This is a genomic window from Rhizobium sp. Root1204, assembly GCF_001424965.1.
Lineage (GTDB): Bacteria > Pseudomonadota > Alphaproteobacteria > Rhizobiales > Rhizobiaceae > Pararhizobium.
The window spans coordinates 318,993-330,078 of sequence record NZ_LMCZ01000034.1 but is presented as its reverse complement, the minus strand read 5'-3'; the positions used below and the strand labels follow the sequence as shown (position 1 = coordinate 330,078).

The following is an 11,086-nucleotide window of genomic DNA, read 5'->3' as shown; positions in this document are numbered from 1 at the left end:
CGTGACGCCGATCCAAATTCATTCTTCAGATGCCGCCTTGGTATCGAATTTCCAAAAATGCGCAATCGGCCCGAACCTCACTTTCGGTTTCAGGCTTTAACCGTGGCGCGACGGCAGGCTACTTCTTTTTGGCAGCCTTTTCCGCCTGATAGCGCTCACGCAGGATTTTCGCCCGCCCAGGCTTGATCTCCTGGCGCGCGCGCCCGAAAGCGACCGCGTCCGAGGGTACATCTTCGGTAATGACGCTGCCAGAAGCAACAAGTGCGCCATCCCCCACCGATACCGGCGCCACCAGCGACGAATTCGAGCCGATAAAGGCGTTCGCACCGATGCGGGTGATGTGCTTGTTGACGCCATCATAGTTGCAGGTGATCGTGCCTGCGCCGATATTGGTTTTCTCGCCGACGAATGCGTCGCCGATATAAGTCAGATGATTGACCTTGGCCCCGGCGCCGATCTCGGCCTTCTTCACCTCGCAGAAATTGCCGACCTTCGAATCCGGGCCGAGATTGGCGCCCGGGCGCAGCCGCGCGTAGGGACCGACGGCTGCCTCTGCTCCGACATGCGCACCTTCGAGATGCGAGAAAGCATGGATCACAGCGCCACTTTCAATGGTGACGCCCGGACCGAAGACGACGTTCGGCTCGATCAGGACATCCTGTGCAATTTGCGTATCAAAGGCCAGGAAAACGGTTTCCGGCGCGATCATCGAAACACCGGAGACCATCATCTCGTGACGGCGGCGTTTCTGCCAGATAGCCTCGATCGCGGCCAGTTCCGCCCGGTTGTTACAGCCGGTCAGTTCCGTCTCCGGTGCCTCAACGGCGATTGCCTTGCCGCCTTTGGCGCGAACGATTTCGACGATATCGGTGAGGTAGTATTCGCCCTTGGCATTGGCATTGCCGATCTTACCAAGCAATTCCAGCGCCTTGGCACCGTTGATCGCCATCAGGCCACCGTTGCAATAGGTGATCTTTCGTTCGTCCTCGCTCGCATCCTTCTGCTCGCGGATCGCCACAAGCGCGCCATCCTCGACGATGAGCCTGCCGTAACCGGTGGGATCAGCGGTCTGAAAGCCTATTACGACAACATCGTTGCCGTCGGCCAGCCCCTGACGTGCGGCCAGAAGCGGCGCCGCCGTGATCAGAGGGGTATCGCCGAACACGACGAGAATATCGTCATAGCCCTTCGCGATGGCTTCCTTTGCCGCAAGAACGGCATGGCCCGTCCCGAGGCGTTCGGTCTGGAGAAATGCTGCCGTGTCGATATCGTTGCGGGCGGCAGCGGCTTGAACCGCTTCGGCATCACGGCCAAGGACAAGCGCCACGGAGGAAATCGAAGCGTTGACCAGAGATTCCACCACATGCGCAATCATCGGCCGGCCGGCGACCGGGTGCAGCACCTTCGACATGGACGACTTCATCCGGGTGCTTTCTCCCGCCGCCAAGACAATCGCCAGGCATGTGCGCTTCATTCACGTTCTCCCGCTTTGGTGGCTGCCAGTTTCGAAACCGGCACGATTCCGCCCGCTACATAACAGGAAGTTCTTACCAAAACAAGTAAAAACAAATAGTTAGCAAAATGTCATGACTTGCGTTGGCGCCTACCTGCGTTGGCGAGCGGTGCCTGTCACTGTACGCTGACTTTGGCTGTCGGCGCTGTCGATCCAGTGAGCGTGACGAAGATATTACCCGATGTCCTGAACACGAGTTGGCGAATAATATCGCCATTGCTATCGACCTTGGCGACAGTCAATTTCGTGTCCGGAAGAGCGGTTTTATCTCCGTCGGAAACTTGCGAAAGGATCTGCAGCGTTCCGCCGCCAAGGCTGCCAGAGTAGGACAACGTGCGGTACCCCGCATCCGTCTGCCCTTGCAATCCAACATTCCATTCGGCATCAGCAGTAAATGACTTGACGGGCATCAACGTGTCTCCCTTGTCGCGTTGTTGGACTGGCGCTGCAGCAATTCCCGCACCACCTTCATGTCGCCAGCAAGATCGGTGACCGACTTCTGGACTTCGCGGATCGCCGCACTGTCGCCGACACGCCCCTGTTCGAGCACCTGGACGCGGTAGATCGCGTTATCGACCTTACGGCCGTCCGCCTCTGCATTTTGCTCGATCGCCACCAGGCGGGCGTTAATGGCCCCTTCCCGCTCGCGAACCTCTCCGTTGCGATCGGTGTGCATTTGCAGATGGCTTTCGCGCCATTTGTTTTCGTCGGCGAGCAGATCAGCGAGCGCCTTGGTCACCGATACCGAAAGAGCGGTGATCGCCTGGGCATTGCCCTCGATGCCGCGATCGGTGGCCTCCATGTAGCCGCCGCCTTTCCAGATCAAGCCTAGCGCACCAGCCACCAGCAGGCAGGTGTTGATCAGCGAACCGAACTCCTTCACGTATCCCAAAGCACGATTAGGCTCAGCCATCTTTTTTCACCGCCCGGATAACCGTGTTGCCGCCCATATAGAGGCCGGAATAGGTCATGAAGATCGTGAGGAAGGTAGGCATATCGATCCCCAGATCAACGGCCACCCGGCTACCCAGGGCCGCTAGCGTCGCGTTCACCAGCGGCCGCAAGACGACGTACCAGGCTACACAGGCAAGCATCAACCACATGCCGGCCGGACGCCAAAGCCAGCCAAAGCCGGTCTCCTTGTTCATTTCGGCAAGCATCAGCTCGTTGGCCATCCGCTGCCGGTCGTTATAGGCCAGGACCAGCTCCGGCGTCTCCGCCTCCACGGCCGCCACGGCCGCCTCAATCCGCGGAGCAGGCAAACTTGGCAATTCCTCCGGAGGAACGCCCGCCCTTGTCGCGATCGCGTCGATCACCGTTCCGCCGAGATCGCCGGCAACGCCGCCGACTTTCTCCTGCAGAATCCGCTTAACGAGCGGTGCGCCGACTTTTGCGGCAACGTCGATCAGAATGGATGTGAGGATCGCGCTCATGCGGCCACTCCCGCGTATGCTTCGGCCCGGGCCGTCGCAGCCCTTTGGCGAATGACGAGCAACACGGCGGCGATCGCCAGCACCACCGCCAGGCCGCCGAGGACCCAGAGCGCCGAGGCATCGACAGCCGAGGGATCGATGACGGGCGCGCCGGCGGATCCTGCGGCACCTGTCGCAGTCGTCTTTGCGGCCCTGTCGGCCGATCCCGCCGCTGTCTTCGCCGCTGCCGCTTCGCTCCTCGCATCAGCCTGGATCCGGCCGGGTGTGGCACCCATCGCCGCAAGCGCCATGGCAACGCCCCGAACCTCAATATCCGCCACGCGGCGGCCCCAGCCTTTGCCGAAGGTTTTCCAGATCTTCAAAGACTGCATGAACGAGAGACGCGCCCGGCAGATCTTTTTCACTGTGACAGAATGATCGTTACTGCCAGACGCGGCCTTCAGCCATTTGAGACCGCGCGAAACGCCGGAATTCACCGACGCATCATGAGTGGAGAGATCCACACCGGGAAAAAGCTGATCGCCGTTGATCTTGTCCTAGAATTCGGAGCGGTAAAATTTCAGCGCCTGGTCGCGCGTGATCAGACGGACAGGGGTACGTTTCCACCCCATCTTGTCCTGGTACTCGTGCCAGCGGGTTTCTGTGACGCCGTACATCGTCTTGCCGCCCGGGTCGGCCTTGTGATTGCTCCATCCGCCCTCCCAGGCGCCGGTGATGGACTGGCAGATTTCAAAGCGGTCGGACATAAAAAAGCTCCAGCATGGTCGATGCTGAAGCCTAGAGCCTTTCGGGTTGCGTCAAGTGCGGGCCGCGTAAAGCGAAATGCTCCCCGTTACCGGCGGAGCGCGCGCCTATCGATAAAGATGCAAGAGAAGTCCAACCGGGACACGAACGCGTAGTCCCTCGCTGTCATCAATCCATAGATTGGACTGGAAAGAACACTCACGACATCGGGATAGCCGAGCGTTTCTGTGATGATCATTTTCGGCCGATGTTTCTCCGCCATGCTTCGGATGATCCGATAATCCAGACCTTCCACGTCGATGCTCATCAGATCAATCGGCTGCTTGGCATGGGTCTCGATGATGTCATTGACGGTGCGACACTCAATCGTCTTTTGCTCTACGAGCACTTGTCCATTGTTGAGGTGGTGCTGCACATCCTTTTCACTGAGGAAACCATTCAGGCCCGGGTCAGTGAAGATCGAGAACAGCAGGCTTCCCGGCTCGTCGGAAACGCCAGCTTCGATATTCGTATCCTCGGGGCGAAGTGCATGGAATTCGTCCATCGCACCCGGCATCGCATCAACGTTCAGGCCGCGCCAGCCCTTCCGGTAAAAGTATGCTGTATTTGAAAGGTTGAAAGGGTGATGAGCCCCGACGTCAAGGTAATATCCGGTTTCGATCCCGAATGTGTCCATGAGGATTTTATTGGCAACAATGTCCTCCCCTTCCCACGAAAAACACGGCTGCAAGTTGAATCCCCCCCCCATAAGTTGCAAACTTGGATAACCCTCGCATGTAGTGTAAATATCGGTCAAGCTCCTGATAGAGGTTTTATTCTTACCTAACCCTTCTTCGAGGAAATTTCTTCGCCGCCGCCCTCTCTGGCCCGCAGGGAATGGCTAGGTAGGGTTGTTGACTGCATCCACGAAGGCAATGATTTCATTCGAAATAAGTCGCCACTTCACCTCGCCAACGCGCCAAGTGACAAAGCCGCATTCAGCGTCCTCTAATGTAAGAGCGTGATCTGCCGCCTCGATCACATCCAACACCTTGATACCGGTTCTGACCTGATCGATCGAATAACCGTGGTCAGGAGAAGCGACAACTAGTGATTTTAGCATCCCCTTAAATTCGTCGGATTTGTCCGAGGGGAAAGAGATGGTTTTCATATTGGCTCCTTATGCCACTCTTTGCTGGATTGCTGATCCATTTCGATAGAATTCACCCACAGCAACGCTGGCTGCTGCCGCTGCTGCATCATTTGCGTAGGAGTTTGCTGGCACGCCCATCTTCAGACCGAGGCCATTGCCCGGCGCATTTTTGATGCGAAACTTCTCGGCAGCGTTCGTCCCCAGGAGGAGGTCATAGGCCCCAGAGGTCATTACCTGACCGTAGTTGAGGCCATCCGTACTGAGAAACATCTTCGATGCGCCCGAAACCTGCAAATCCAGGCCGGGGTTGCCAGTTACCGCATTGATGGAACCTACCCGCCCCAGGGCCAACGGATTGCCGCCATCGCCCACATACAGATCTCCTGCAGTCGTCACCGCGTCCGTAGCAGTACGCACACCGATCGAAGTTTTACCTGTGTTAACGTTGAAGAGAGCGAAGATATTGCACAGAACATAATTCTTGCGCGAGCCGCCATGTTAACCCCGATAAAACCCGATCCTGTCATAAGCGGGAAATGACCGCGTTTGATGGCTCCGACGGCCGGGGAATGATACCGACAATGCAGGGTTTGAGCGAGACAGTGCCTTTGGGCAGGCGAAGCGGTATCGGAGCGATACTCGCACGGAAGCCCCTAATCGTCCTGGCATTGACTGTCGCCTGTTTACCGCTGGCACTATTGGTGACCGTGACCATGCCGATCGGCCCGATGTATTGGGATCATTACATCTACCTTGACGCAGCAAATCGTATCTTCGACGGCCAGATCCCTTCCGTCGATTTCTTTGCGCCCGTGGGTGGCCTCGGTTACTATCTCTTTGCCGGATGGCTTTATCTTTTCCCCAATGGCCACCCGCTGCTGCTTTCCAGCTGGTCGTTAATGACAGTAACGGCGCCCCTGATAGCGCTGGTCGTCCTGGACGTACAGAAACGCTCCCCGGCCATCGCGTATGGCTTGTTGCTGCCGTTCCTGTTCTTTTCTCTGCTGCCGTTCAACACCGGCGACTTCTACCCCTATCCGGGTTCCGATGGTTTCGGCATCTACAACCGCCAGATCTGCCAGCTGCTGTATGTACTGGCTGCCGCGCTGGTCTTCGTGCGCGGATGGAAAACACTGGCCGCGGTGACGGCGTTCGCCATGCTTGCGCTGCTGTTCATCAAGGTCACCGGGGTGGTTGCGGGCCTCGTCTTGTGCCTGATGGCCTTTCTGACTGGACGCCTGCCGCTTCGTGCGGCCCTTGTTGGCGGCGGCGTTTTCTTTGCCGCTATCGGATTTATTGAACTCACATCCGGCACGGTTTCAGCCTACGCCACCGATATTCTGTCGCTGGTTGTGATCAACGACACCAGCCTGTTGCCCCGCCTTCTGCAAGCCGCATCGATCAATTTCAGCGTAGTCCTGGCCGGCGGCCTGCTCGGCCTTGTCCTGCTCGGCAGTGAATTTCCCGCATTTTCAGCGGCAACCCGCGCCTTTGTCGCCAAGCCCAGCTTTCGGGCTATCGGCCGGATTGCCGATCAGTCCTTTCTGTGGATGGGGAGCTTCATTGCAGCCGGCCTGCTGTTTGAAAGCCAGAACACCGGTAGCCAGGCGTTCATCTTTCTGTGGCCGCTGCTACTTGCCATTCTCATCGAAACCTATCGCCACAAGGGATCGTCGGCATCATTTGCCATCGTTGCGTTTCTTGCTTTCAGCGCCGCCATTCCTCCCGTCGCCACAGTCACGCAAAAGGCAGCGCGCGCCTGGATCGGCAGCGTCAACAACAGGCCACTCGAACACGACAACCTGAAGAGCATGGGCGCTGTCAGCATCCGCGACATCCTGAGCCAGCGGGCACAGCGCCTGCAGACCAACTACGTAGCTTACCGTCCAGCCTATGATGCCTTAGCTGAAGCCGGTGAATTGCCATCTTTCCTGCTTTACAGCGACTTCGAGTTTCAGTCGCTATGGCTGCAGAGTGCCGATGATGCGGTCTCAGCAATCCGGGCGTTCGAAAGCGCCAACAAAGTACGGTTCGAGACGATCATGACGATCGATTTCACCAATCCCTTTCCCTGGCTGATGGATCGTCACGCGCCAAAATATATCGCAATCGGTGCCGATCCATACCGGGCCGTGCCGCAGCCGGGGCCACGCGTCAACGAGGCCGTAGCTGCCGTCGATCTGGCGCTTTATCCGACATGCCCGCCGACCACCGCGCGGCTGAAGCTTCTCGGTCTCTACCAGCCGGCACTTGCACCCGGCCATCACCGCATCACGTTGACACCATGCTACGATGCCTTCGTACGCAACGGTATTGCCACTGCACCTTAGGCGTCAGTGCGGCATCCGCAGCCGGCTTTCCGTCAGAAGGCCACTCTCATCGAGAATCGGATGCGCGACGGAAACGATATGGGCGTTGATCCGCTTCAGATCGCGCAAGATGTCCAAATGCAGGGAACTCGTCTGCAGGCTATCGGTGCGGCCGTCGCGTAGACGCTCCAGATGACGCTCGGACGAGCGTTTCTCCATATGGCGGACATCAACCTTTACCTCCATCAGATGGCGGGCAAGCTCGGCGTCGCGGGTGACAAAAATGGTCTGCGCGATGCGCAGATTGTCGATGGTCAGATTAAACAGTGTTGTCAGCTCCTGGTAGCCGTCCTCGGAGAATTTGAGTCCGTTGTCGATCTTCTTCTTGATCTCTTCTGTCAGGCCCTTTTCAATGATGTCACCGATATGTTCGAGGTTGATGGCATAGTCGATGATCACGATAGAACGGCGGCCATTGTCGTCGCTGAGACCGCTGCGCCCAAGCCGTGACAAGTAGAGTTTGACTTCCTGCTGCAGCAGATCCACCTGCTTTTCCAGTTTTCCGATATCCTGAAGCTGGAGACGATCATTGCTGTTGAACGCAGTCATCGTCGCGATCAGCATTTTCTCGATCAGATCACCGACGCGCAGCACTTCCCGGGTCGCGCCGGACAGAGCGATGACCGGTGTCGTCAGCGCCCGGTCGTCGAGATAGAGCGGCCCCGTCTCGGCCTTTGGCTCATCCGGAATAAGCCGCAACATGGCCGTTGAGAGCAGCGAGGAGAACGGCCACGCCAAAATGGCAAGCACAACATTGAAGATCAGGTGGATATCGACTGGAAGCTTTGCCGGTGAAAGCGGCAGTGTCTGGAGAAAAGCTGCAACTGGCGCTGCCACCGACAGCGCCAGCAGACAGCCGATGGCGCGAACAACCAGATTGCCCGCAGTGACCCGCTTGGCAGAGGCGGAAGCCGACAATGTCGCCATGACCGGCGGCACGGCCCCACCCAGGTTAGCGCCCAGCACGAGCGCGATCGTCAGGCCGGGCGAAAGAATACCAGCCGCTGCCAGCGACAGGATGAGAACGACCACGGCAAGGCTGGAGGATGAGACGAAGGCGAGCACCGAGGCGAAGATCATCGCGACAGGCCAGGCACTGTCGAGCATGGTGAGAAAACTTGCAAGTGCAGGCGATTCGCGCATCGGCTCGGTCGCGAGCCCGAGCAAGTGGAGCGACAACAACATCAAGCCGATCCCGACCAGGGCTGTGCCCGCGCCCTGCTTGGCGCTTGACCGCCCTGCCCGGTTAAGCATCACGCCAGCGAGAATGAGCAGTGGCGACAGCCAGTCGACACCGGTCGCGACGATCCAGGCCGTCACGGCTGTTCCGACATTTGCCCCGAGCAGGACGATCTGGGCCATGCGGGCACGAACCAGCCCCTTTTCAACAAACGACGCGATCATCAGTGCAGTCGCAGTCGAGCTTTGAAGCGCGACGGTTGCGACGAACCCACCCACGAACGAGCGCACCGGCCCACGGGTCCCTTGCGCCAATCCGGTTCGCAGCCTGATCCCGAAAGCGCGCGTCGCACCGTCCTTGACCTGCGACAGGCCAAAGAGCAGCAACGCGACGGCTCCGAACAGATTGACCATGACGATGATGGATTCCATGTCTGCACTCCGGCTTTCCCGCCAAGATTGCTGCTGATCAAGCGAGTCGGCATGTTCTGGCGGATCGATGCTAGCATTTCCATGGGCGAAATGACCCGCGTCACATCGATAGTGACAGATATTTTTTGATTGCCGGCTAACATTTCCGACATGTTTCAGCCTTCGAACGGCACCCGTCAGAACTGCGCGCGTTCCCCTCCTGCACCAAGCGGCACGGCATCACGAACAAATGACCGCCCGGTGCGCGCCGGTGCCGTCGTCCCGCTGATTTCCTCGACTTTTTGCGTGTTTGAACCCTTCAATTCCGCCGCGGATTGCTCTAAGGAACGACACCGGTTGCCATCCGGCGACCACGAAATTGCGACGAGGTATGCAGACCCATGCTTGAATTCCTGAGAAGAGGCTCCCGGACCTGGGTTGTCAAAGGACTGATGGTCCTTCTTGTTCTTTCCTTCGGTGTCTGGGGTGTGTCCACGTCGCTGGTAACGGGAACGGCCGACGCCGTTGTGACGGTCGGGGACGTAAAAGTATCTCCGAGCGATTTCCGTCTTGCCTATGAGCGCCAGCTCGCCCAGCTTTCCCGGCAGTTCGGTACGCGGCTGAGCCGTGAACAGGCCAAGGCCTTCGGTGTCGAAGCGCAGGTCTATTCCCAGCTCGTCGCTGGTGCGACGCTTGATCAGCTGTCGGAAAACATGAACCTCGGCCTGTCGCAGGACCGCCTCGCCTCGCTGATCAGTGAAGACCCGGCATTCAAGGGTGTCAACGGTCAGTTCGACCGGGGAACTTTCTCGAGCGTGCTGCGCAATGCGGGCTTGCGCGAACAGGATTACATCAACAACCGCAGCCAGGTTGCCGTACGCTCGCAAGTCGTCGAAGCCCTGTCGGATGGCTACACGCCGCCAAAGGTTCTGGGCGACGCCCTGCGCCAGTATCGCAACGAAACGCGTTCCATCGACTATCTGCTTTTGTCGAATGCCAATGTCGATCCGGTCAAGGCCCCCTCGGATGAGGTGCTCAAGCCCTGGTTCGAAACACACAAGGCCGAATACCGCGCGCCGGAATTCCGCAAGATCAGCTATGTGAAGCTGGAACCCACCGACATCGCCGATCCTGCGTCGGTCACGGAAGACGAAGTGCGGGCCGACTACGAAAAGCGCAAGAACAGCTTCAGCACGCCGGAAACCCGCACCGTCGAACAGCTCTCCTTCCCTTCGCGTGAAGAAGCTGACGCGGCGGCAGTCAAACTGTCCACCGGCACGACGTTCGACGCTCTGGTCACCGCTTCCGGCAAGACGGCAAGCGACGTGCTGCTCGGCGATTTCACCCGCGACCGCATGCCTGATGCCAAGCTGGGCGACGCTGCCTTTGCGCTTGTCGCCGATGGGCAGACGACGCCGGTCATCGATGGCGCCTTCGGTGCCGTTATCCTGCGTGTCACCAATATCAAGCCACAAACGGTTCGGGCCTATGACGAGGTTAAGGACGAACTGCGCCAGGAACTGGCGCTGAGCAATGCCGCCAACGAGATCATGGGGATCCACGACAAATTCGAGGATGCCCGCGTCTCTGGCGCCCCGATGAAGGAAGCGGCCGAACAGACCAACCTGAAGCTTGTGGTCCTCAACGCGGTCGATGCACGCGGCAATGACACGAATGGCGATGAAATCACCGGTATCCCCGAGGCAAAGACCCTGCTTGAAGAAGCCTTCAAGGCTGAAGTCGGCGGAGAAACCTTGCCAGTCAACCTTGGTCGCGACGGTTATGTCTGGTTCGATGTCGACGAAGTCACACCGGCACGCGATCGCACGCTGGACGAAGCCCGCGAAAAGGTCGTCGCAGACTGGACAGCGGAACAGCAGCGCAACGAGTTGGCTGCAAAGGCTGTCGAGCTGAAGGGCCGGGTCGAAAAGGGCGAAACACTCGCGGACATTGCGGCAGAACTCGGTATCGCCGTCGAAACCAAATCGGGACTTCGCCGCTCTGCAGAAGATGCAGCGCTTAGCCCCGCGGCGGTCGCAGCTGCCTTTGGCGGCGCAAATGGATTGGTTGCGAATGCACCGGGGATCGGCGGCGAAGGCCAGATCCTTCTGAAGGTTACCGAAGTCGATAACGACAACCCAGGCGATGCGCTTGACAATGACGATCGTCAGATCAATGCCATCGCCCAGGCCAGCGGCGACGACATACTCGATCAGATGGTCAGCGAGTTGCAGAAGGGCTACGGTGTTACGATCAACCAGCAGCTCGCCGAGCTTGCTCTGTCGCAGCAGCGGTAACGCAAAAG

General features: G+C 58.6%; 12 protein-coding genes. 2 read left to right on the top strand and 10 right to left on the bottom strand.

The window, feature by feature from the left end; translation table 11 throughout:
* Positions 1 to 118: 118 nt before the first annotated feature.
* From glmU to ASC96_RS22830, 9 genes are all read right to left on the bottom strand, one after another.
* Complete coding sequence (gene glmU, locus ASC96_RS22870) at positions 119 to 1,474, bottom strand: bifunctional UDP-N-acetylglucosamine diphosphorylase/glucosamine-1-phosphate N-acetyltransferase GlmU (RefSeq protein WP_060505386.1); 1,356 nt, start codon at positions 1,472 to 1,474, stop codon at positions 119 to 121.
* A gap of 155 nt (positions 1,475 to 1,629) precedes the next feature.
* A complete protein-coding gene (locus ASC96_RS22865; protein WP_060505385.1) occupies positions 1,630 to 1,923 on the bottom strand; it encodes a hypothetical protein in 294 nt (97 codons plus the stop codon).
* Positions 1,923 to 2,426, bottom strand: coding sequence for a hypothetical protein (locus ASC96_RS22860; protein ID WP_156393873.1), 504 nt, complete (start codon positions 2,424 to 2,426; stop codon positions 1,923 to 1,925). Before ASC96_RS22860 ends, ASC96_RS22865 begins: the two co-directional genes overlap by 1 nt.
* The gene (locus ASC96_RS22855) at positions 2,419 to 2,946 is read right to left on the bottom strand and encodes a 3TM-type holin (protein WP_060505383.1); all 528 of its coding nucleotides are present in this window, start codon (positions 2,944 to 2,946) and stop codon (positions 2,419 to 2,421) included. The genes ASC96_RS22860 and ASC96_RS22855 overlap by 8 nt, the downstream gene beginning before the upstream one ends.
* Positions 2,943 to 3,422, bottom strand: coding sequence for a hypothetical protein (locus tag ASC96_RS22850; RefSeq protein WP_060641736.1), 480 nt, complete (start codon positions 3,420 to 3,422; stop codon positions 2,943 to 2,945). Before ASC96_RS22850 ends, ASC96_RS22855 begins: the two co-directional genes overlap by 4 nt.
* Before the next feature lie 60 nt (positions 3,423 to 3,482).
* A complete protein-coding gene (locus ASC96_RS22845) occupies positions 3,483 to 3,692 on the bottom strand; it encodes a glycosyl hydrolase 108 family protein (protein ID WP_060505381.1) in 210 nt (69 codons plus the stop codon).
* 86 nt (positions 3,693 to 3,778) lie between these two features.
* Positions 3,779 to 4,486: an FkbM family methyltransferase gene (locus ASC96_RS22840; protein WP_156397707.1), complete on the bottom strand. Its 708-nt coding sequence runs from the start codon at positions 4,484 to 4,486 to the stop codon at positions 3,779 to 3,781.
* An 84-nt stretch (positions 4,487 to 4,570) separates the two neighbouring features.
* A complete protein-coding gene (locus ASC96_RS22835) occupies positions 4,571 to 4,840 on the bottom strand; it encodes a hypothetical protein (protein WP_060505379.1) in 270 nt (89 codons plus the stop codon).
* Positions 4,841 to 4,849: 9 nt separating this feature from the next.
* Complete coding sequence (locus ASC96_RS22830; RefSeq protein WP_060505378.1) at positions 4,850 to 5,194, bottom strand: hypothetical protein; 345 nt, start codon at positions 5,192 to 5,194, stop codon at positions 4,850 to 4,852.
* Positions 5,195 to 5,403: 209 nt separating this feature from the next.
* Between ASC96_RS22830 and ASC96_RS22825 the strand changes: the two genes are divergently transcribed.
* Entirely contained in the window at positions 5,404 to 7,152 is a 1,749-nt protein-coding gene (locus tag ASC96_RS22825; RefSeq protein ID WP_060505631.1) for a hypothetical protein, read from the top strand.
* 3 nt (positions 7,153 to 7,155) lie between these two features.
* On the opposite strand, the gene ASC96_RS22820 is transcribed toward ASC96_RS22825, so the two are convergent.
* Positions 7,156 to 8,802: a Na/Pi cotransporter family protein gene (locus tag ASC96_RS22820; RefSeq protein WP_060505377.1), complete on the bottom strand. Its 1,647-nt coding sequence runs from the start codon at positions 8,800 to 8,802 to the stop codon at positions 7,156 to 7,158.
* Between the two features lie 380 nt (positions 8,803 to 9,182).
* On the opposite strand from ASC96_RS22820, the gene ASC96_RS22815 reads away from it, so the two are divergent.
* Complete coding sequence (locus tag ASC96_RS22815) at positions 9,183 to 11,078, top strand: peptidylprolyl isomerase (protein WP_060505376.1); 1,896 nt, start codon at positions 9,183 to 9,185, stop codon at positions 11,076 to 11,078.
* Positions 11,079 to 11,086: the final 8 nt, after the last annotated feature.